The organism is Microbulbifer pacificus (assembly GCF_002959965.1).
Lineage (GTDB): Bacteria > Pseudomonadota > Gammaproteobacteria > Pseudomonadales > Cellvibrionaceae > Microbulbifer > Microbulbifer pacificus_A.
The window spans coordinates 1,171,944-1,193,208 of record NZ_PREV01000026.1 but is presented as its reverse complement, the minus strand read 5'-3'; the positions used below and the strand labels follow the sequence as shown (position 1 = coordinate 1,193,208).

The following is a 21,265-nucleotide window of genomic DNA, read 5'->3' as shown; positions in this document are numbered from 1 at the left end:
TGCGCGGGTTTTTTATCGTGCTGTCGCCCGATGTCAGCTCTGAGTGGCTTCCTCTTTCGTCGACTCCGCTTTCTCTTCCGCGGTCTGTTCCTCTTCTTCCCGTTCAATCAGCACCAGATCCTGGCGGCGTTTATTCGTTACCCGATCGAAATCGTGCTGGCTGATTTCAAAGAGCTGTTCGCGGTCGTCCCGGCGCACATAGTATTTGTCGTCGGCGCTGGCGAAGTGGTAGCGTCGCTCCCCCTCACTGGTCTGCACCACGATTTCCGTCTCCTCCGCCTGCAGAGCACTTTCGCTGGCGTTGTCGACGGCTTTGGTAATACGCAGCTTTTCCAGTGCCGCAGCCAGTTCCCGGGCTTTGCCGGGGTCCACTGCGGGCGTCTGTTCCCCGTCACCCGAGTCAGCAGCGGCAAACTTCCAACCGTCTTCCGCTTTTTCCAGTGCATAGTCCGGGCCCTGAATCTGCTCCAGTGTACCGGCGGCCAGCAGGGATTTGTCCAGCCAGCTGTCGGTGGTTGTGGGCAGGTCAAAGCTGTTCAATTCCACCGCATAGATGGCGTCGTCATCGGCGCGGCGCACATGCACCTTGCGGAAGCCCGGTGAGGTGCCCACAAACAGTTCCAGCGCCGGCTTATCCCCTTCCGCGGAGTACAGCTTCAGGTGCTTGCGGAATTTTTCTTCCGCCACCTCGAAGCGTTCGCGGGCGCTGTTGCTGGTGGCCACCGGCCAGTTGCCTTTCAGTGCGGTGAGTTTTTCCAGCAGGGTATCCAGCTTGTCACCGTTTACCGGCAGGTCGTGGAGTTCGGGCAGCAGCCACTGTCCGTCTTTGCGTACCAGGGTAACGTGTTCGTCGTCACCGGCAATCTCCAGTCGCTGCAGGGCATTGGTTTCTGTCTGTACCAGTTGGGTGGCCTGCGCCTGTGCCTGTTGTCGGGAGGTGGATTCCCAGAACAGGCCGGTGGCGAGGACCAGCTGCAGGGCCAGCACGCCACTCAACGCCATTTGTAGATTTTTCATGCGCTATTTCTCCTATCCTCCTCAGCCGGCCAGCAGTTGTTGGTAGCGCTGCTGGCGGGCGCGGTTACGCAGCTGTTGGATCAGGGCGACGATGCCCAGTGCCAGCAGTGCGGCGATATAGTTCAGTGATTCCCAGAACAGCCGGCTGTCCTGCTCCATGGGGGGCAGGGTGCGGTTGAAGTGGCTGCGGGCGCGGATGCTGAGCAGGCCTGCATCTTCCAGAGACCAGTCCACACTGTTGGCCGCCAGTTGCAAGGTATTGAGGTAGTCACCGCCGGCTGCGGCGCCGCTCATGCGCACCACCTGATCCCGCAGGAAGTCGTTGGAGGCGAACAGGATGATGCGCGCAGATTCCGGTGATCGGCTGATCTGGCTGGGCAGGTTCTCCAGCTGGCTGGCGTCACTTGCGCTGTCGTTTTCGCTTTCGCCTTCCGCCGTGTTTTCTGCGGCACTTTCTGCTTGCGCTAGTGGTGACGGTTTATTGGCAAAGTAGGAGTCGAAACGTCCGGCACTGACCACACCCAACAGGTGCGAGGCGCGTTCGCCCTCGGGGGTGAAGGCGCTGATCTGACCGTCCACGTAGCGTGGCATCACGTTGGTGTTGCTGGACAGCCAGGCACTGTCGGAACTGCGCAGCAGCTGGGTAATGCTGCGTGCAGCAGACTTCTCTTCATCCACCTGAATGGGGGAGGCCCAGCTGACGGTGGCCTGGGGAAGATTGCCGGTGATGGGGTTGTCGGCATTGAGACCGTCGCCGCGCACGTCGATAAAGTAGGGGTAATCCAGCATGCGCAGTTCCTGCAGTTGGAAACCGCCCACGTTGCGGGTGACCGGTACCGGGAAGGCGCTGTTTTGCGGGTCCAGCACCAACTTGTTGTCCACCTTCAGGCCCATGTGATCGAGCCATTTTTCCAGGCCGCTGTTGACCCGGTTCAGGCTCAGGCTGCGGTTCGACAGGTTGGCGCTGTAGGGGGAGGTGGCGGCGATCACGGTGCCCCCCTGCATCAGGAACTGGTCCACCGCATACAGGGCTTTCTCGCTCAGGTTGCGCGGTGCCAGCAACATCAGAATATCCGCGTTGCCGGATACGCGGCCGTCGCTGAGGTCTTCCCGCTCCACGTTCAGCTCGGCACCGAGCAGGGTTTCCAGCTGACTGAAGCGCGCACCGCCGCCCATGCCGTGGCTGAAATCGTCCGCCGGTGTCACCAGCGCCACGGTTTTGGTGAAGCCGCTGGCGAAGCGCTTGATGCCCGCTTCGAGATTGCGCTCAAAAGTGTCGGCAGTGAGATCGTCGAGAGGAATCTGCACCACTTTGTCATGCTGATCATCGCGGGCGAGTGTCAGGTAAAAATAGAAGGGACGGCCGATCAGGCTCGCGGCCATGGGCTGGAAGCCGTAATCCTCTGCAATCTGTTGTGCGACCTTGCCGCCATCTGCTTGCGGGTCAATAAAGCTGACCGACAGCCGCTCGCCGGCCTCTGCCTGCATGTCTTCCACACGCTCGCGGATGGACTGTTTGAACTCGGCCAGTTGTTCCGGCAGCTGTTCATCGGCGGAAACGTAGGCGGTAAATTCCAGTGAGCCCTGCACCGTATCGAATAAGTTGCCCTCGCTCTGGTAGCTCTGCAGGACTTTTTTCACCGCGCGGGTCAGGTCGTACTCCGGGTTGCGCAGCTGTACGTCCACGTCGGTTTCCCGCTCCGCGCTCACCTCGATCAGGTCGCGGAAACCCAGCACTTCGTACTCGTCGCCGTACTGCACCAGTACATCGAAGTAAGAACTGACGATGGATGCCTGGTAGCGGTCTGCCACCTGGAAGGGGACGGGCGCGATACCGTATTTACGGTTGGCCTCTTCTTCCAATTCTGGCTCCTGGGTGGGATCGATGATTTCCACCCGTACCCGACCGTTACCTGCCACTTCGTATTCCCGCAGCAGGTCGCGCATCTGCGGCACCAGCGGCGCCAGTAGCGGGTGGGTTTTGCCGCTGAAATAGCCGCGGATCAGCAGGGGCTCCTGTAGCTGGTTGAGGTATTGCTCGGTGGCCGGGGAAATGGAGTACAGATTGCCTTCGGTCACATCGGTGCGCAGGGACTTGAGCTGACCCAGCCATAGATTGGCACCCAGGGAGTTGATCACCAGCAGGGCGGTGACCGTGTGCCAGGCCTGGCGGTGTTTGCGGTCGCCGCCATTGGCCCAGCGTTCGCGCTCCAGCACCAGGGTATTCAATGAGAGGAACACGGCGCACAGGCTCAGGTAATAGTAGAGGTCTGGCAGGTCGAGTACGCCGCGGGTAATGGCATCAAAGCGCGCACCGGTGCTCAGATTGCGCAGCCATTCGCCGGCGGTGTTGCCGAAAAAGTCGGTGAGCAGCGGCGTGCCTATCAGGTAGAACAGGCCGCAGAGGGCAGAGGCGACAATCAGGCTGACGATCTGGTTACTGGCGCGGGCGGAAACAAACAGGCCGATGCTGAGGTAAGCCGCCCCCAGCAGGAAGGTCGCCAGGTAGCCCGCCCACACCGGGCCCCAGTCGAGATCGCCAATGATGGCCACGGTGACCGGCAGCGGCAGGGTGATGGCGAGCGCGATCCCGAGCAGTGCCAGGCAGGCGACAAACTTGCCCATCACAAACTGCCACAGGGGCGCGGGCTGGGTGAGGATATGCTCGAGGGTGCCCTTGCCGCGCTCGTCGCTCCACAGGCGCATGGTGAGCGCGCTGGTGAGGAAGATCAGCAGCAGCGGCATCCACTCGAACAGCGGGCGCACGTCGGCGATATTGCGGGCGAAAAACGCTTCGCCCCAGAAAAACACAAACAGGCTGACGGCGGCGAAGGTGGCGAGGAACAGGTAGGCCACTGGCGAGGCGAAAAACAGCGTGAGCTCTTTGCCGGCCACGCGCTGGATCAGACGTTTGCCATTGACGGGAGGTGATGATTCAGGCCGCATTTTCCAGTGCCTCCGAATTTTTTTCCTTGTGGTTTTCTTTGTTGTTTTCGTTGACCTGACGGAACAGGCTTTCCAGATCCCGCTGCTCCGGTTGCAGGCGGTACAGCTCACCGCCGGCGGCGATCAGGGTGCGCGCAATAACGGCACTGGTGCTGCGTATATTGGTACCTTCGGTGAGGGGGATGCGGAAGTGTCCCGCTTTACCCATGGGTTCGATGGCTGCAATACCTTCGTCTTCGCCGAGCCGGCCGAGTACTTCGCGGGCATCGGTGGCGGAGGTTTCCAGCCAGATGCTGTTGGCGTTGCGCAGGTGTTCGAGCTTTTCGTCCACTGCGAGGCGGCCGCCGTGGATGATCAGTACCCGGTCACACAGGGCTTCCACTTCCTGCATGATGTGGGTGGAGAGAATGACGGTGGCTTCGCGGGCGATCTCTTTGATCAGCGCGCGCATTTGCCGGGTCTGGGTCGGATCGAGGCCGTTGGTGGGCTCATCCAGAATCAGCAGGCGCGGGCGACCCAATATGGCCTGGGCGACACCGACCCGTTGCTTGTAGCCGCGTGAGAGGGTGTGAATGCGCGCGTTGAGTTTGTCGGCAAGCTCCGTGGCTTTAATGGCGCGGCGGATTTCGCTGACTTTGTCGCTGCCGTCTAGACCTTTGAGGGAGGCGGCGTAGTCGAGGTAGTCGGCGACGGTCATTTCACCATATACGGGCAGATTCTCCGGCAGATAGCCCAGTTGCCGTTGCAGGGTTTTGGGCTTGTCGGCCATTGAGATGCCATCAATGGTGACACTGCCGGTATCCGGTTCCAGGTAGCCGGAGAGCATTTTCATGATGGTGGTTTTGCCGGCGCCGTTGTGGCCGAGCAGGCCGACAATTTCGCCTTTTCCGATCTTGAAACTGACGCCGTCGACGGCTTTGAAGTCGTCGTAGTAACGACTGAGGTGGGTGACTTCCAGCACCTTGTCCTCCTTTTGGTTTGGTTGTCAGGGGGTGGTGGTAACGCTTTGGTTTTTTAATCGGCTCCGTGGCGGCGCCGCTGTCCGGTACAGCTTTGCGAGACGCGTGGTGAACCACCATCTGACCGCCATGGATGGCGGAAATGCAGATTTTGCAGGAGCAAAAATCTGCCATGGGGGCTCGGCTGCTGCCGTCCTGGCCGCAGACGGTCTCGCAAAGCTGTACCGGACATCGACGCCTTCGCGCGAAGTGATTTGGTATCTATTCGAGAGTGATTACGGTGGTGGACGCGAGATAGGCAGGTAGATGGGGACGCGTCGTATGGCGCGGCGACAGATTGCCGCAGCCTGAGGGGAGTGCAGGGGTGTGTGATGAATTGTGTAATCAGTCGAAATAGTCATGCTCGTAAAACGGGGCTGCCCGCAATAAAAACAAGGTTCAGACGAAAGATCGCTCGGTATTGATCGTGGGTTAGATAGGGACGCACGGGGAAAGTTCAAGATCATGGGGACTGGACGGGACGGAGAGGATTAGCGTGACGGCCAATGTATACTCGTGCACTTACCACATACATGGGTTGAAAACCCATTCACAGGAGAAGCGCGGATGCCTCTGACCGATCTCTGTCCCCCCCGGCACCAATCACTGTTCTTCCAGCGCTGGAATACCTGGAGTGCGTCGGTTGGTAGCGAAATTGAGGGGCGGGTCGAGTCCTCGCTGATGGATCCGGCGAAGGCTGCCGGAGTGGTGAGATCCTTTGTGGGTTCGGATTTCTTTGTGCAGCAGTGCACGCGCCATCCGGACCTGCTGCCGGAATTGCTGGCGGGGAGCGACGCTGGTTTGCCGGGAATCAGTGTGGGCGAGCTGGAGGGTGAGGAACAGCTGGAGCGGGCCCTGCGCAGATTGCGTAACCGCGCGAATGCGGAAGTGATCTGGCGGGACTTTTCCGGTCAGTGGGATATTCCCGCTGTTTGCGCGCGCCTGACGGCCCTGGCGGAGGTATGTATTCAGACGGCACTCGACTGGCACTGGCAGCAGATGGTGGCACGCCACGGCGCGCCCCGCAGTCGCGATGGTGCCGTGCAGCCGATGATCGTGCTCGGTATGGGCAAGCTGGGGGCGCGGGAGCTGAATCTGTCTTCGGATATCGATCTGATATTTGCCTATCCCGAGCCAGGCCAGAGCGACGGGCAAAGCCCACTGGAAAACCAGGCTTTTTTTCAGCGTCTGGGGCAGCGGCTGATCAAGACCCTGGATGCCACCACCGCGGACGGCTTCGTGTTTCGGGTGGACATGCGCCTGCGCCCATACGGTGACAGCGGTCCACTGGTGAGCCACTTCGCTGCTCTGGAAGATTACTACCAGACTCAGGGGCGGGAGTGGGAGCGCTACGCCATGATCAAGGCGCGCCCGGTGGCCTGGGTGGGTGCGGGAGCTGCGGAGGCGGCGGAAGAGTTGATGGAGCTGCTGCGGCCATTTACCTATCGACGCTATATCGACTTCAGCGTGATCGACGCGCTGCGGGAAATGAAAACCCTGATTCAGCGTCAGGTGCGCGCGCGTGGTATGACCGACAACATCAAGCTGGGGCGCGGGGGTATCCGCGAGGTGGAATTTATCGCCCAGGCCTTCCAGCTGATTCGCGGCGGCCGCGAACCGGATCTGCGGGTGCGCAATATCTTGAAGGTGCTGCCACTGCTGGAAGCCGGTGGCCATTTACCAGAGGGTGCTGCCGCACAGCTGCGCGAAGCCTATCTGCTGCTGCGGCGGGTGGAGCACGCCCTGCAGGCGGAGAGGGATCAGCAGACCCAGACGCTGCCGCCGGAACCGGCGCGGCGAGAGCAGCTGGCGTTTGCCCTCGGCTACGAAAGCTGGGTGTCGCTGGAGCAGAAACTGCTGGAAGCCCGCGGGCAGATCGAACGGGAATTCGACGAAGTGATTGCGCCGCCGGAGGAGAGCAGCGAGGTTGGTCCCGGCGAACAGTGGCAGATGCTGTGGGCGGGCTGCGAGCGTCCGGAAGAGCGGGACTCCTGGTTGGAACTGCTCCATGAGGGCGGTTTCCAGCCGGCGTCGAAAGCGTTGGACATTCTTACGGAACTGCACGCTGATCGCATCGTTGCGGCACTGCCTGCATCCGGCCGCCAGCGCCTGGACCAGACTATGCCGCTGTTGCTGGCGGCGGCGTCCGATGTGCGTGATCCCTTTGATCCTCTATTGGCACTGGCGCGGGTGATGCCATTGCTGCGCTCGATATTGCGCCGCAGCGCCTATCTGGTGCTGATCATCGAGAACCCGCCGGTGCTGGCGCAGCTGTTGCGACTGTGCAGTGCTTCTCCGTGGATCGCCGAGCAACTGGCGCGCCACCCGATCCTGCTGGACGAAATGCTCGATCAGCGTCGGCTGCTACAACCCTCTAGTGCGGATGATATTGCCGACGATCTGCGCCAGCATATGTTGCGGGTGGACACCGAGGATCTGGAGGCGCAGATGGAGGCGCTGCGCCACTTCAAGCAGGGGCAGAGCCTGCGCATTGCCGCCCAGGAAATTACCGGCGCGCTGCCGTTGATGAAAGTGAGCGATTCACTGACCTGGCTCGCCGAGGCGATTCTGCAGCAGTCCCTGAGTCTCGCCTGGCAGCAGGTCACGGAAAAACACGGCGCGCCTGCGGGGGCCAGTGCGGAGGATATGCGTTTTGCCATCGTCGCCTACGGCAAGCTCGGCGGGCTGGAACTTGGCCATGGCTCGGATCTGGATATCGTATTTGTGCACGATGCCGACGGGCAGCAGTACACCGATGGTGAACGCGCCATCGACAACCTGAGTTTCTATACCCGTCTCGCCCAGCGCCTGATCCACATCCTGCAGACGCGCACATTGAGTGGCGCGTTGTACGAGGTGGATACGCGCCTGCGGCCGTCCGGCAATTCCGGCCTGTTGGTAACCTCGCTCATTGCGTTCGAAAAATACCAGAGGGAGAGCGCATGGACCTGGGAACACCAGGCCCTGGTGCGCACGCGCGCAGTGGCCGGCAGCGAGCGGCTCGGCTCGGCGTATGAATCCCTGCGAACCGAATTGTTGTGCGCGCCACGGGACGAGCAGAAATTGCGTGATGAGGTGGTGGAAATGCGCAATAAGATGCGTGCACAGCTGGATAAGAGCAATGATCGGGAATTCGATCTCAAGCACGGACGGGGCGGTATTGTCGATATTGAATTTATGGTTCAATATGCCGCATTGGCCTGGGCGCACCGCGCCCCATCAATCGTGCGGTATACCGACAATATCCGCATCCTTGAGAGCCTCACCGAGGCGGGCCTGATGCCGGCCCACCAAGCCGAGCATTTGATCGACGCCTACAAAGCCTACCGATCAGAAGGTCATCGCCTGGCATTACAACAGCTGCCGGGGGTTGTATCCGGTGACCACTTCGAAGCGGAAAGAAAGACCGTTGAAAAAACCTGGCAGCAGATACTGGGCTGACGCACCTTCCCTTCCCGGGAGTATGGCCGTCGCCGGTGTTTTATCGCTGCCTGCTTAAACTGTTTTTCACTGGCTCTGTGCTGTAGGAGCCAGCCTGCTGGCGAACTGATTCGATCCTCCCGCTTGTCCGGGCTCGACTTCCCTCCCCAGGCCTAAACTCCTACAGAGTGCGTAACTGAATTCTTGCAGGAGTTTCCCATGTCTTTTGCCGATAGAGACGGCGTTATCTGGTTTGACGGCGAACTGGTTCCGTGGCGCGATGCCCGGGTTCACGTACTTACCCACACACTGCACTATGGAATGGGCGTGTTCGAAGGCGTGCGCGCCTATCAGACCGCCGATGGTGGTACCAGCATCTTCCGCTTGCAGGAACACACCCGCCGCCTGTTCCGTTCCGCCAAGATCATGAATATGCCCATGCCTTGGGATGTGGAGCAGCTGAATGAAGCCCAGCGTCTGGTGGTGCGTGAGAATGGCCTCAAGGAGGCCTACCTGCGTCCGATGGCGTTTTACGGCTCCGAGGGTATGGGTCTGCGTGCCGACAAGCTGCAGACCCATGTGATTGTCGCCGCCTGGGAGTGGCCGAGCTACATGAGCCCGGAGGCCCGCGAGCTGGGGATCAAGGTCAATACCTCGTCTTACACCCGCCACCACGTGAACATTGCCATGTGTAAGGCGAAGGCCAACGGCAACTACATCAACTCCATGCTGGCGCTGCAGGAGGCGATCCGCAATGGCTGCGAGGAGGCGCTGCTGCTGGACCCGGAAGGCTATGTGGCCGAGGGCAGTGGAGAGAACTTCTTCCTGGTGAGCGATGGCGTAATCTACACCCCGGAACTGACCTCCTGCCTCGACGGTATCACCCGCAAGTCGGTGATCCAGCTCGCGGAGGAGTGCGGTTACAAGGTCGTGGAGAAGCGCATCACCCGCGACGAGGTGTACATTGCCGACGAGGCCTTCTTCACCGGCACCGCCGCGGAAGTACTGCCGATCCGCATGCTCGACGGCCGCACCATCGGCGCGGGCCGCCGCGGCCCCATCACCAAGCGTCTGCAACAGATGTATTTTGATGCGGTACAGGGCAGGAGTCCGGCGCATATGGGGTGGCTCAGCGATGTGCACGAGAGTTGCCAGCCGCCGCAGGTAGCGTCGGCCTGACAGCCGGATCGGTATGGTCAAAAGGGTGGAGTCCGCAAGGTCTCCGCCTTTTTTTTGCCTTCAGGACCCTCTTATTCAGGACCCTACCGATAGGTGTGATCCCTGCGGTGGAGGCACCAAGCCATATCCCTTAAACTCGCGGTGTAGTGTAATTGGGCGCCGCAGCAGCCGGCGCCGGGCAGGACAGGTGTCACCGCATGTTTTCCTACTTTATGAAGAAACGTCTGCGCAAGCACGACGCCATCAACAACCGCAAGCTGGAATCCATCCTGCGGGTACAGCTGCTCCAGCAGCAGGCACTGACGAGCGCCACGCCGGGTATCGGCAATGACAAGGAGCACCATATCGTTGTCTCCCTGACGTCCTTCGACAAGCGAATCGACAATGTGGTGTACACGGTGGAAAGCCTGTTTCAGCAGTGGGTCAAGGCGGATGCCATCGCCCTGTGGCTGTCGAAGGAGCAGTTCCCGGACGGCCAGCTGCCAGAGAGCCTGGTGCGTCAGCAGCAGCGCGGGTTGCAGGTGTTCTACGTGGAAGACCTGGGGCCCTACACCAAGTACTTTTACGCCTTCACTCAGTTCCCCGAGAGTCTCGTGATCACGGTGGACGACGATACCCTGTATCCGCCGGATATGATCGACCAGCTGTACCGAGCCTGGCTGCGCAACCCCACCTGGATTCACTGCCACCGCGCGCACTTCATGAAGCGGGACGGGAAGGGAGGGCTGCAGCCCTATGACAACTGGGATTCCGACTGGCGCTGGCCGGATAATGGCGGTGAACCTTCACCACTGGTGTTCCCCACGGGTGTGGGGGGCGTGCTGTATTTCCCCGGTTCACTGCACCCGGATGCGTTCGACAAGGAAAAATTCCTGAGGCTGTGTCCCAAGGCCGACGATGTATGGCTGAAGGCGATGAGCCTGTTGCAGGGCACGCCCAGTGCGAGACTGCCGGACAATCGCAGTTGGACCGAGCGCTACCTCACCGTGAGTGGCACCCAGGAGGCGGCATTGAAGAAGGAGAACTGGCGCAAGCGCGGCGGTAACGATTGCAAGATCCGCGATGTATTTGCGTACTACGATTTGTACAAACGACTGGACCGATAAGCGCCGCTTCCAGCCCGGCGGGCCGGCCACCGGGCTAGAAGCGACATTCAACTACCGGGTGCCTGCCACCTGCGGGCGCCCCACGCAGAAGTATTCAAATCCGGCCTCGGCCATATCCAGTGGGTGGTAGAGGTTGCGACCGTCGAACACCACCGGTGCTTTCAGGCTGTCGCGCACGGTGTTGTGGTCCAGGGATTTGAACTGCTGCCACTCGGTGGCAATGATCAGCGCATCGGCGCCGGACAGGGCGCTGTCGCGGGTGCCGCACAGCTGCAGGTCTTCGCGGTTACCGTAGATGCGCTCGCACTCGTGCATGGCCTCCGGGTCAAACGCACGCACCTTGGCACCCATTCCCCACAAATTTTCCATCAGCACGCGGGCGGGTGCTTCGCGCATGTCGTCGGTATTGGGCTTGAAGGACAGACCCCACAGCGCAAATGTCATGCCGGAGAGATCCCTGCCATAGCGCTGTTCGATTTTTTCCAACAGGTAGTGTTTCTGGCTGTGGTTGCGCTCTTCAACGGCGTTCAGGATTTTCGGGTCCAGCCCGAGCTGTGCGGCGGTGGTTTTTAGGGCCTGCACGTCTTTGGGGAAACAGGAACCGCCGTAGCCGATACCGGGATAGATGAAGTGGTAGCCAATGCGCGGGTCCGAGCCGATGCCCTGGCGTACGGATTCGATATCCGCACCAACGCGGTCGGCGATCACGGCCATTTCATTCATGAAACTGATCTTGGTGGCGAGCATGCAGTTGGCCGCGTATTTGGCCAGCTCCGCACTGCGCACGTCCATCACAATGACCTTATCGTGGTTGCGATTGAACGGCGCGTACAGTTGGCGCATTTTCTGTTCGGATGCTTTTTCACTGGTGCCGATGATGATGCGGTCCGGCTTCATGCAGTCGGCCACTGCGGAGCCTTCCTTGAGAAATTCCGGGTTGGAAATAACATCGAATTCCAGATTCAGCGCATTGCGCTCCTGCAGTGTGCGGGTTACCTGTTCGCGCACTTTGTCCGCGGTGCCCACCGGCACGGTGGATTTGTTGATGATGTATTTCTTGCCGCTCATATGCTCGGCGATGGTTCGCGCCACCGCGAGTACGTAGCGCAGGTCGGCAGAACCGTCTTCGTCCGGGGGCGTGCCTACGGCGATGAAGATCAGATCGCCGTGGGCCACGCCGGCGGCGGCGTCCGTGGTAAAGCTGAGATTGCCGGATTCATTGTTGCGTTTGACGATGGGCTCAAGACCCGGCTCGAATATTGGAATATGTCCCTGTTTCAAACGTTCGATTTTGCTTTCGTCGATGTCCACACAGGTAACGCGGTGACCGGCTTCCGCCAGCACAGCGGCCTGCACCAGGCCCACATAGCCGGTGCCAAAAACGGTAACGTTCATTGTTGTTTCTCTCCTTTGTCTGCCGAGTTGCCTGGCAACTGTTTCAGGACTGCTGGCAAACGGGTTAAGCGTTAAATTCCGGATGCATACTGTATTGGCGCCGGCGGCGGATCATTGCCACCGGTCGCTGTATTTACTTGTCACTGCGCCCACACATAGTCGTGGCTGAAGTCGGTACCGGTGGCGGCTTCGACGATGTACTGCGCATATAGGGTGTTGTTCATCTCGCGGTGAAAAAAATCCCGGCAGCGGGAAGCCCAGTGCCGTCGCCGCGCATCGTCACCATGAAATTCGACGATTTGCCGTTGCAGGGATTCGGCATCGCGGAAGTAGACCAGGGTTTCCGCAGGCATGAAATCGTCGAACCCGGCAGACTCGTGGGTGAACACCAGCAGGCCGTTGCCGGCCAGTTGCGCGATGCGGGCCGACGAGTACCACTGGAAACCCTCCTGGCGGTTGAGGTTCAGCCCCATTTTGCTGTGCGCGAGCTTGCGGTCGTAGTCCCGTCCCCACAATGGCGGTTGCCCGAACAGTCCGGGAGTGTGGAAGCGCAGGTCCCGCGGCAGGTTTTCTTGCAACGCCGTCACCAGCGTGCCGCGTTCAGTGAACTGACGGGAGTTACTGCAGAACAACAGGTCGGTCTCGAATGCGGGGTCACCCGTGGCGATTCTGCTGACATCGGCAGTTTCCACCGCCGGGTCCACTGGATTCGGCATATGCCAGAGGCGCGCACGCTTGCCGGTAAATTGTGCCAACTCCCGTGGGCCGGTGGACACGAACATGGCGTCGGCGATTTCACAGCGCATGGCGATATTGGCAGCGTTGCGTGGTACAAACAGCGGGTCGTTGTTGCAGGCGGCGAGCAAAATCTGTGGCTGGCGGCGCCGGATTTCAGCGAACGTGTCGTTGTCGATCAGGTCGCAATGGCCGAATACGATCAGCTCCGGGGCGAAGGCTTCGACGGTCTGCAACAGGCGGCGGTTGGTCTTCTTTTTTCCCAGTTCGCGGATGCCGAGAGGAGCTTCGAACCGGGCGACGTCGCGGTCGCTGAACGCCAGCACATTGTGACCCGCGCGGACCAGTCCCGCGTACAGTTTGAGTGCCCAGCTGACGCGCAGTTGGCCGTACTTTCGCTGTTGATGGTTGTCGACGTGAAGAATGCGCATAAAGTAAACAACACCAGCAGCAACACACGCTCGGCGGGCCCCGCGGATTCAGGGCGCCGCACGGGATGCAGACGTACCGGCAAAACGGAATGAATCCGGCATTATACTGCCGGCCCCCGCCTGTTCAATTACAGCGGGATGCCCGTGTGCCTGTCCTCCCCCGGAAGGCTGCGGTAGCATGCGGGTTTTCTGTGCAACGATGCGGTGGAGGCGGGTGTTGCTGACAATCTGGCGTTTTATGGACGGCAATCGTGCCCATGAAAAGCAGAGTGCGGCGCTGGTCAGCGGTGTGCGCAGCTGCCTGGGTGCCGGCGCGGTGGATTGCCGCGATCTGTCCTGCAGTGAGTTTGCCGTACCCCTGTGGGGCGAACTTCCCGAGCAGTTACATCAGTTGCCGAAGCCCGATCTGATTGTCGGCGTTGGCCATCGCAGCCACTGGGCGGTACTGCGCGCACGCCGCGTGTTTGGTGGTCGCAGTGTGATTATTCTCAAACCCAGTCTGCCGCTGACCTGGTTTGATTTCGTTATTGTTCCCGAGCACGACTGCCCGCCGCCGCTACCCAACGTGATTCTCACCCGTGGCGCTCTTACCGAACCGCTGCCGGAAGAGCCCTTCGAACCCGGGCGGGCACTGTTGCTGTTTGGAGGTCCAAGTAAGCATTTTCACTGGGATACGGCGAAAGTATCGTCTGCAGCGGATCAGCTTTTGCGCCTGCCGCTGCGGTGGGTGGTCTCCGACAGCCGGCGCACACCGGAACAGATGCTGGCGCACTGCGCCGACAGCGGCGCGGAACTGTGGCCCTGGCGGGAATGCCCAAGCGGCTGGCTGGCGGATCAGATGGCGCGCGCCGGACAGATCTGGGTAACGGGCGACAGTATATCGATGATTTTTGAGGCGCTTCAGAGCCGCGCCCGCGTGGGGGTGATTACGCTTCCAAGCCGCCGCCCCCGCAACAAAATCCGCGGCGCGGTACAGCGCCTGCTGGACGACGGTCTGGTACGCGAGTGGCGCGGCGGCGAGATGACGCCATTCCCGGCCGTCCCGCGTGCGCCCTTTTCCCAGCAGGTGAGCTGCGCGCGGGCGCTGCTGCGCCGCTGTGGCTGGTCGCTGGCGCAGTTGCCGGAGGACATCGATATATGATTCTCATCGCCACCCAGTGCTTTCCGCCGGATCGTGGTGGTATCGAAAACCTGATGGGTGGGCTGGCGGAAGCGCTGACTGCCCGCGGACGCCCGGTGCAGGTGCTGGCGGACATCCCTCATGTGGCCGCAATACCGAACGCATTGCCGTTTGAGCTGCGGCATTTCGGCGGCTGGAAACCTTTGCGGCGTTGGCGCAAGGCGCGTGCCGTGAAGAATGCGATACGCGCTGGTCAGATCGAGGGGGTGTTTGCGGATTCCTGGAAAAGTGCGGAGCTGCTCGGACGTCTCAACACACCGCTGGTGGTGCTGGCCCACGGTATGGAGTTTCCCGCACAGCCCTCGCCGCGCAAAGCGGCTCGCATCCGTCGGGCGCTGGCACTGGCGGACGCCGTCATCGCCAATTCCGCTTATACCGCGACACTGGTGGCGCCCTATCTGCAGGGCAATACCCGTCTGACCGTGGTCAACCCTCCCATCTGGCCGCAGCCGCCGGCATCCGCCGCGAGTCTGGCGCGGCTGCGCGGTGTGATTGGCGAGGGCAGCCCGGTGCTGGCAACCCTGTCGCGCCTTGAGCCCCGCAAGGGGGTGGACATGGTGATTCGCGCTCTGCCGAGCATTCGTGCGCAATACCCCGGTGCCACGTATATGGTGGCGGGTCTCGGGCATGATCGGGCGCGCCTGCAAGCGCTTGCGCAGGAAGTGGGGGTCGCGGAGTACGTGCATTTTATCGGTCCCGTGGACGAGGGTGATAAACCCGCGTTCTACGAAGTGGCGGATATCTTCGTGATGCCGGCGCGTCGCCAGGGTAATTCCGTCGAGGGTTTCGGCATCGTATATCGCGAGGCGCAATGGTATGGCCTGCCGGTACTCGCCGGGTGCGATGGCGGGGCTGTGGACGCGGTGGCGGGCGGTGAACTCGGTGGCCTGTGTGACGGTGCCGATGCGGAGGATGTGCGCGCGCAGCTGCTGAATATGTTGGGCGACGATGAGACCCGGCGAGGGCTCGCCGAAAAGGGGCAGGCCGTCGCCCGGGGGCCCGCGCAGTGGGCGGAATCGGTGGATCGATTTATCGCCGAACTGCATCACGCGGGCTGAGTATCCGGCTGTTCCTTTTCACTCTCCGTTGTTACATCCGTTCGGCTTTTTTCCACGGAATGACGCGGTCAGAAATTTCCCAGTGGATGCGCTTCCACATTTTTTCGATGCGCCGCTCGATGTAGCGACGGCGGAAAAAGGCAAAATACTCCGGAAGTGGCAGGAAGGCCGCATTGCCGAGACCGTCGATCAGGAACAGTTCCGGGGTGCCGTCGCGAGGGCCCAATACCAGATTGTGCGGCAACAGGTTTTTGGTCAGTACACCGCAGCTGCGCAGCCATTGCGAAAAACGTTCCAGCGCGCCGCGAATGGTTTCATCCAGTCCGTGTTGCTGCAGGTATTGTTCCAGTGTAACGGCGGGCTCGCCGCGCTCATCCAGAATCAACTCCGATACCGCACCAATGCCAATACTCGTTTCTTCCAGTCCGTACCAGCGCGGCAGGTGGGCCCACAGGGGGCTGTCCGCGGCGGCAGTGCGCAGAACCCTCTGCCGGTAACCCGCCAGCTCACGGGCATTGTCGTCGAACTGTTCATCGCTTCCCAGCGTCTTGTACCAGGGGGCGCGCTGGCGCAGTTCGGCGACGCGCCCGGGACGCATGACTTTGACACAGCGACCGGCAAACTGCGGGTGGCGATAACAGTGGCGGTTGCCGCCGGACGCGAAAGGACGGCTGTTGTTGAGGTCGATCAAAATGTCAGCTCGGTTTATCCAGTGGGCGTTGCGCCAGCAGGCGCTCATACAGCGCCATGGTGCGCCGCGCCAGAGTATCCAGGGTGAACTCCGGCGCCAGGTGCGAAGATTGTGGCTGGTCGAGCAGGGTGCGGGTTTTTTCCAGCAGCTGATCCGGATGGCCGTTTGCCACCAGCCCCTGTGGGAAGCAGGCGCGCAGAGACTCCGCCGGCCCACCGATGTCATAGCCGATGATCGGCGTCCCCATGGCGGCAGCTTCGATGACCGTGCGCCCGAAGGGTTCAGGCTTCTTGGACAGGTTGTACACCAGGGCTGCGTGGCGGTACCACTCGCGGATATCGCCGCGGTGGCCGGTAAATGTGATTCTGTCGGCAACGCCTAGTTCCGCCGCCAGCGCGTGCAGTTCCTCGGCGAAATGCGCCTTGTTTTTTTCCGCTCCGCCGAGAATAACCCCCTGAATGTCCGGCCGTTGTGGTGATAGCGCAGCAATCATGCGGATGAAATCTTCCTGCCCCTTCCAGCGGCTCAGGCGGCCAGGCAACAGCAGCCAGCGGCGATCGCGCAGCTCGGGAAACTCTCCCAGAGTAGTTTCCAGCCAGTTCACCGGGGAGGGCGCGTCGACCGAAAATTCCGCGGTGTCCACGCCGCGATAGATCACCTCCGGGGCCGCGCGGAGATCGGAGGCGTAATTTGTCAGCAGGTAGTCCCTGACGCAGTCTGAGATGGCGATGACCTGTTCGGCCTTCGCCATGATGGCGCTGTAACGATTGACCGAATAGAGGCCGTGAGCCGTGCTCACCAGGCGCGGGCGGGCGTGAGGATCCAGCGGTTTCCAGGCGAGCCAGGTAAGCCATGCCGGTACCCGCGAACGCACGTGCAGGATGTCTGGCTGCAGTTCGCGGATCAGGCGTCGCAGAGGTCGCACCTGCAACAGACTGAGAAGGGACTTTCGGTGCACCGGCAGAGTGATATGCCGGCTGCCCTCCGATTCCAGCTGCTGTACCAGGCGGCCGCCGCTGGAGATGACAACGGATTCGTGACCGGCGTGCACCAGCGCGCGGGCGAGGTCCAGTGTGCCGCGCTCGACACCGCCGGAATTGAGGGCCGGCAGCAGTTGAATGACTCTCACTGGGTGAGCCTCACATTGTTCTCCCTGATATGTGCGTCGGTCTGCCACGCCACTTTGTGGTGCTTATGGGGACGAGGGTACAAGTCCGCCCGCAGCCTGTAGGCGCTTCGCCGCCCACAGCTGGGTCAGGAGGCCGCCGCCCACCAGCGCCAGCGCCAGACGTCCGCTTTCGTAGAAAAGGTAGGACTCAAACAGGTTGATGATGCCGAAAAACACCGCAAACGACAGCGCGAATACCAGATTGCTGCCGGACAACAGGCCGGCGCGGTAAAAGCGCAGACACCGGTTCAGCAGCCAGTAAACCAGGGCCGCGAGCAGCAGCAATCCCAGAAGCCCGAAGTTCACCACCAGGTCCAGATAGCTGTTGTGCAGGTGGCCGAAGTTCCGTTTTATTTCGTCCGGCAGTGTGGTGGAGTGATCGAAAATCAGGCTGCGGCCGTTGCCGCCCCAGCCGACCAGCGGTCGCTGTGCGATCCAGTCCAGGGCCTCGGCCCAGGTGTGTAGACGCACGCCGACACTGGTATAGGGTATTTTGTCCAGGTCCCCCTGTTCCAGCAGTGCAAATGTTTTCTGCTCGTCGTCCAAACGGTGATCGACGATATCCCCGACGCTCAGGTAGCCGGCCAGTACTGCAACACCGCAGACCGTTATTACGGCCGCGGTGATATAGCGCCGGCGGTTGCGGAAGTGCTTGTGCAAGGCCACCGCGGCTGCGCACAGGGTAACCGCCAGAGCCATCAGCATACCGCCCCATACGCCGCGGGTCTGGGTCAGGATCACCGCGGTGATGGAGGTTGCCAACGCCAGTACCCAGACCGTGCGATACAGCCAGCAGCCTCGGCGTTTGCGCAGGATCTGCGGCGCGAATGCCAGCAGGCCGAGTGCGGCGGTACCAAACAGCATGGCGGTGTGTTGTGCGTTGTGCAGGCCAAAGTCCACCCGGTTGCCGGCAAGGCCCCGTTGCCACTCAGCGAGGCCGCCGCCAGAGATCCACGGCGAGAGCAGCAGTCCCGCCACCGCCAGCCCCCACAATAGATAGGTATTGCGCGCTTGCCCACCCAGCAGTACTGCCACCGGGATCATTGCGAACCAGTTGGTCAGCCGGTGAACCTTGAACGAGGACTCCGCCCACTGTGGGTGCAGTATCCAGGACGCAATCCAGGAAATAAGGGAGACCCCTATGGCCGCAACGGCAAGCCATACGATCCCCGAACGGCGCAGGGAAACGCCATCGACAGGTTTTCCGTACAGGGCGAGCATCACCAGGCCGCACAGGTTGGCGAGCTGGGAGGCCTTGTCCGGCACTGAATCCAGGCTTATTCCAAAAGCGCCGTATATCAGCAGTGCCAGCACGCCGGCAGTCTGGAGCCAGGGACGCGGGTGCATCAGCCGATTGGGCGCCCACCAGCGGGTAGGCTGAAGGCTGAATCTCGCGGCACCGATGGCCTCTGCGGGGGAGGCCGACTGGGGTGGGGGATTGCTCATAAAACGGTTGACTCGGATACAGCAGAGTTCGACACTGCGGGACTTCGGTCGCGCCAGCGCGACGCAGAGATGGGGTAGAATGCTACCAAACGTCGGGCTCATTTCCACGGAATTCGTCCCATTTCGCCCCCAATCATTCAGTATTCATTCCCGATTTGATGCGTTACCTCTACACCTGGTTTTTCCGCCTTACCCTCCCGCTGATGTTGCTGCATCTGTGGTGGCGCGGTCGCGCGGATCCCGCCTACCGCAAACGCTGGAGCGAGCGCTTCGGATTGGTACCCTCCCGCCCCGGTACCCGCCGCCGCTGGCGCGAGCGCTTCGGGGTGGTGCCGGACCGCGCCAGCCGTGCACCGCTGATCTGGATTCATTCGGTGTCTGTGGGTGAGACTCTCGCGGCGGTGCCTCTGATCAGAGAATTGGCTGTGCGCCATCCGCGCTGGCAATGGCTGGTTACAACCACCACACCGACCGGCTCGCAGCGGGTGCACGATGCCCTTGAACCCGTTCTCAACGGGCGCCTGTTGCACTATTACCTTCCCTTCGATTTGCCGGAGTGCCTGTCGCCCTTTCTGGACGCGTTGCGCCCCAACATTCTCGTGAGTATGGAGACCGAGCTGTGGCCGAATCTGCTGGCAGCTTGCGACAAGCGCGGGATGCCGGTGGTGTTGGTTAACGGCCGTCTCAGCGAGAAATCCGCCAAAGGCTACGGGCATTTCTCACGACTGACCCGGGACATGATGGATCACCTCAACAAGGTGGTCGCCCAGTATCCCGCGGACGCGGAGCGTTTTGTTGCCCTCGGAGTGCCGCCCGAGCGGGTGATCAGCGTCGGCAATATCAAGTTTGACCTGACCATCGGTTCCGGACTGGAGAGTGAGGCGCAGGTGTTGTCGCACCAGTGGCGCGGTGTCTCGAAGCGCCGGGTCTGGCTGGCCGCCAGTACCCACAGTGGCGAGGACGAGTTGATTCTGGAGGCGCATCAGGTGCTGTTGCGGGAGTTTCCCGATCTGCTGCTGGTATTGGTGCCGCGCCACCCGGTGCGCTTCGATGCCGTGGCGCGCCTGTGCCGGGATCGCGGGCTGACACTGACGCGGCGCAGCGACGGCCGCGCCCCTGCGGCTGACGACCAGGTCCTATTGGGCGATACCATGGGTGAACTTCTGCGCTTTTTCGGCGCCTGCGATGTGGCGTTTGTGGGCGGCAGTCTGGTGCCCGTGGGCGGGCACAATATGATCGAACCCGCGGCCTGGGGCGTACCGGTGGTGTGCGGCCCGCACCTGCACAATTTTGTGACCGTAGCGAGTCTGATGCGCGAGGCGGGCGGACTGGTGGTGGTGGAGGACGCCACCCAGCTGGCGTCTCAGGTGGCGGAGTGGCTGCGGGATGAAACGCGGCGCCGTGATGCCGGTGCCCGCGGGCGCGCGGTGGCGGAGCAGAACAGTGGTGCGTTGGCCCGCACGGTGCAAGAAGTGGAGGCCGTAATGCCGAGGTGATCCGTGGTGTCTCCACTGCCGTCACCCCGAATAAAAAAAACCGGTCGCGGATGCGATCGGTTTTTTTGTTGGGGGCTAGGCGCTCTTGTCCGTGGCCTTGCGCACGCTGCTGCGGATCTGGGTGTTGAGCTTGCTGCCGGTGTAGCGCCCCTTGCTGATATGGCGGATGCGGTAAACCCCGGGGACCTCAAGTGGCGTGCCCTGGGTGCCCAATAGCCAGCGGAAGGCGCGATCTTCGTGCGCCTTGCACCAGTTGTCGGCAGGTTTCTGGTAAAAGCGGAGGCAGTCGCAGTAACCGCCAGCGCGGGCGACATCGCCGTGGGCGATTTGCAGTGGACCGGTGGCGCGGTCTCGGGTCTGCTCGACAAAGCGCGCGTCGTCGATCTCGATTACCCGCAGCTCCGCCGGGTCGAAATTCAGCATGGGGTCGTCGTCTTCCAGCAGCGAGGTGATGCGCTCGCGGGAGGGGAACACCAGGCTGTCACGCCGGCCCTGCAGCAGTTCCGCCAGGCGGTCGATGCAGTTCTCCCGGAACATCAGGTCGCAGTCCGTGAACCATACCCAGTCTGCCTTGGTGGCGAGCGCCGCCTGGTTGCGGCCGATGGCACGGCGGAACAGTGACTCCTTCGGCAGTTCACACCAGTTCCAGGTTACCCCCGGCACCTGCTGGCGACCGATGAACTCCAGTACCGCGGCGGTGCGGGTATCCTCACTGTTGTAGTAAACCGTCATGGTCACTGTCGCCTTGGTGGGCGGGTACAGTACCAGGGAGCTCAACTGGTAGATTAGGAAATGGGAGTACTGCCAACAGTGGCTGACAATCTCGATGTCCAGCACGCCGCTGCGCGCCGCGCGCTGGGATTCCGTGGGCAGTGGCTTCTGGAACAGGGATCGCGGCACCAGGCCGCTGGCGGCGAGGCGCAGGAACTGACTGACAATGGGGTCGGACCAGTGTTTGTGGCTTGTCATGGGGGCTCTGATTTGTGGAATTCTGGGGCT

The 21,265-nt window shown here is 61.5% G+C and carries 15 protein-coding genes; 6 read left to right on the top strand and 9 right to left on the bottom strand.

The window, feature by feature from the left end:
* Positions 1 to 33 precede the first annotated feature (33 nt).
* Genes C3938_RS05365 through C3938_RS05355 form a run of 3 tightly spaced genes read right to left on the bottom strand, consistent with a single transcriptional unit; the run spans position 34 to position 4,924 of the window.
* Positions 34 to 1,017 carry a DUF4340 domain-containing protein gene (locus tag C3938_RS05365; protein ID WP_105102171.1) on the bottom strand — a complete coding sequence of 328 codons (984 nt, stop codon included), beginning with the start codon at positions 1,015 to 1,017 and terminating at the stop codon, positions 34 to 36.
* 21 nt (positions 1,018 to 1,038) lie between these two features.
* A complete protein-coding gene (locus tag C3938_RS05360) occupies positions 1,039 to 3,963 on the bottom strand; it encodes a Gldg family protein (RefSeq protein ID WP_105102170.1) in 2,925 nt (974 codons plus the stop codon).
* Positions 3,953 to 4,924 carry an ABC transporter ATP-binding protein gene (locus tag C3938_RS05355; RefSeq protein ID WP_105102169.1) on the bottom strand — a complete coding sequence of 324 codons (972 nt, stop codon included), beginning with the start codon at positions 4,922 to 4,924 and terminating at the stop codon, positions 3,953 to 3,955. The genes C3938_RS05360 and C3938_RS05355 overlap by 11 nt, the downstream gene beginning before the upstream one ends.
* Positions 4,925 to 5,528: 604 nt before the next feature.
* Between C3938_RS05355 and glnE the strand changes: the two genes are divergently transcribed.
* The 3 genes from glnE to C3938_RS05340 all read left to right on the top strand — a co-directional run bounded on the left by glnE (position 5,529) and on the right by C3938_RS05340 (position 10,666).
* Positions 5,529 to 8,402 (top strand): bifunctional [glutamate--ammonia ligase]-adenylyl-L-tyrosine phosphorylase/[glutamate--ammonia-ligase] adenylyltransferase, encoded by a 2,874-nt coding sequence (gene glnE / locus C3938_RS05350; protein WP_105102168.1) that lies wholly within the window; start codon positions 5,529 to 5,531, stop codon positions 8,400 to 8,402.
* Positions 8,403 to 8,600: 198 nt separating this feature from the next.
* Complete coding sequence (locus tag C3938_RS05345; protein ID WP_105102167.1) at positions 8,601 to 9,560, top strand: branched-chain amino acid transaminase; 960 nt, start codon at positions 8,601 to 8,603, stop codon at positions 9,558 to 9,560.
* A 197-nt stretch (positions 9,561 to 9,757) separates the two neighbouring features.
* Entirely contained in the window at positions 9,758 to 10,666 is a 909-nt protein-coding gene (locus tag C3938_RS05340; RefSeq protein ID WP_105102166.1) for a hypothetical protein, read from the top strand.
* 51 nt (positions 10,667 to 10,717) lie between these two features.
* Here C3938_RS05340 and C3938_RS05335 read toward each other — a convergent pair whose 3' ends face one another.
* Both C3938_RS05335 and C3938_RS05330 read right to left on the bottom strand, forming a co-directional pair.
* Entirely contained in the window at positions 10,718 to 12,061 is a 1,344-nt protein-coding gene (locus tag C3938_RS05335) for a UDP-glucose dehydrogenase family protein (protein WP_105102165.1), read from the bottom strand.
* A 140-nt stretch (positions 12,062 to 12,201) separates the two neighbouring features.
* A complete protein-coding gene (locus tag C3938_RS05330) occupies positions 12,202 to 13,227 on the bottom strand; it encodes a glycosyltransferase (protein WP_105102164.1) in 1,026 nt (341 codons plus the stop codon).
* Between the two features lie 217 nt (positions 13,228 to 13,444).
* Here C3938_RS05330 and C3938_RS05325 point away from each other — a divergent pair, with 217 nt between their 5' ends.
* Entirely contained in the window at positions 13,445 to 14,368 is a 924-nt protein-coding gene (locus C3938_RS05325; protein ID WP_105103233.1) for an ELM1/GtrOC1 family putative glycosyltransferase, read from the top strand.
* Positions 14,365 to 15,465 (top strand): glycosyltransferase family 4 protein, encoded by a 1,101-nt coding sequence (locus tag C3938_RS05320; RefSeq protein ID WP_105102163.1) that lies wholly within the window; start codon positions 14,365 to 14,367, stop codon positions 15,463 to 15,465. The genes C3938_RS05325 and C3938_RS05320 overlap by 4 nt, the downstream gene beginning before the upstream one ends.
* 31 nt (positions 15,466 to 15,496) lie before the next feature.
* On the opposite strand, the gene C3938_RS05315 is transcribed toward C3938_RS05320, so the two are convergent.
* The 3 genes from C3938_RS05315 to C3938_RS05305 form a co-directional block, all read right to left on the bottom strand.
* Positions 15,497 to 16,156, bottom strand: a complete 660-nt coding sequence (locus tag C3938_RS05315; protein ID WP_105102162.1) for a YrbL family protein — start codon at positions 16,154 to 16,156, stop codon at positions 15,497 to 15,499.
* A 4-nt stretch (positions 16,157 to 16,160) separates the two neighbouring features.
* Positions 16,161 to 17,285 (bottom strand): glycosyltransferase family 4 protein, encoded by a 1,125-nt coding sequence (locus C3938_RS05310; RefSeq protein ID WP_105102161.1) that lies wholly within the window; start codon positions 17,283 to 17,285, stop codon positions 16,161 to 16,163.
* Between the two features lie 63 nt (positions 17,286 to 17,348).
* The gene (locus tag C3938_RS05305) at positions 17,349 to 18,770 is read right to left on the bottom strand and encodes an O-antigen ligase family protein (protein ID WP_158681580.1); all 1,422 of its coding nucleotides are present in this window, start codon (positions 18,768 to 18,770) and stop codon (positions 17,349 to 17,351) included.
* Between the two features lie 158 nt (positions 18,771 to 18,928).
* Between C3938_RS05305 and waaA the strand changes: the two genes are divergently transcribed.
* On the top strand, positions 18,929 to 20,266 hold the full coding sequence (gene waaA, locus C3938_RS05300; protein ID WP_105102159.1) for a lipid IV(A) 3-deoxy-D-manno-octulosonic acid transferase: 1,338 nt from the start codon (positions 18,929 to 18,931) through the stop codon (positions 20,264 to 20,266).
* Positions 20,267 to 20,341: 75 nt separating this feature from the next.
* On the opposite strand, the gene C3938_RS05295 is transcribed toward waaA, so the two are convergent.
* Positions 20,342 to 21,235 carry a glycosyltransferase gene (locus C3938_RS05295; RefSeq protein WP_105102158.1) on the bottom strand — a complete coding sequence of 298 codons (894 nt, stop codon included), beginning with the start codon at positions 21,233 to 21,235 and terminating at the stop codon, positions 20,342 to 20,344.
* Positions 21,236 to 21,265 lie beyond the last annotated feature (30 nt).

Coding starts and splice junctions, on each gene's coding strand:
- C3938_RS05365 (WP_105102171.1), bottom strand. CDS start 1,017: ATGAAAAATCTACAAATGGCGTTGAGTGGCGTGCTGGCCCTGCAGCTG.
- C3938_RS05360 (WP_105102170.1), bottom strand. CDS start 3,963: ATGCGGCCTGAATCATCACCTCCCGTCAATGGCAAACGTCTGATCCAG.
- glnE (WP_105102168.1), top strand. CDS start 5,529: ATGCCTCTGACCGATCTCTGTCCCCCCCGGCACCAATCACTGTTCTTC.
- C3938_RS05345 (WP_105102167.1), top strand. CDS start 8,601: ATGTCTTTTGCCGATAGAGACGGCGTTATCTGGTTTGACGGCGAACTG.
- C3938_RS05340 (WP_105102166.1), top strand. CDS start 9,758: ATGTTTTCCTACTTTATGAAGAAACGTCTGCGCAAGCACGACGCCATC.
- C3938_RS05335 (WP_105102165.1), bottom strand. CDS start 12,061: ATGAACGTTACCGTTTTTGGCACCGGCTATGTGGGCCTGGTGCAGGCC.
- C3938_RS05330 (WP_105102164.1), bottom strand. CDS start 13,227: ATGCGCATTCTTCACGTCGACAACCATCAACAGCGAAAGTACGGCCAA.
- C3938_RS05320 (WP_105102163.1), top strand. CDS start 14,365: ATGATTCTCATCGCCACCCAGTGCTTTCCGCCGGATCGTGGTGGTATC.
- C3938_RS05305 (WP_158681580.1), bottom strand. CDS start 18,770: ATGAGCAATCCCCCACCCCAGTCGGCCTCCCCCGCAGAGGCCATCGGT.
- waaA (WP_105102159.1), top strand. CDS start 18,929: ATGCGTTACCTCTACACCTGGTTTTTCCGCCTTACCCTCCCGCTGATG.
- C3938_RS05295 (WP_105102158.1), bottom strand. CDS start 21,235: ATGACAAGCCACAAACACTGGTCCGACCCCATTGTCAGTCAGTTCCTG.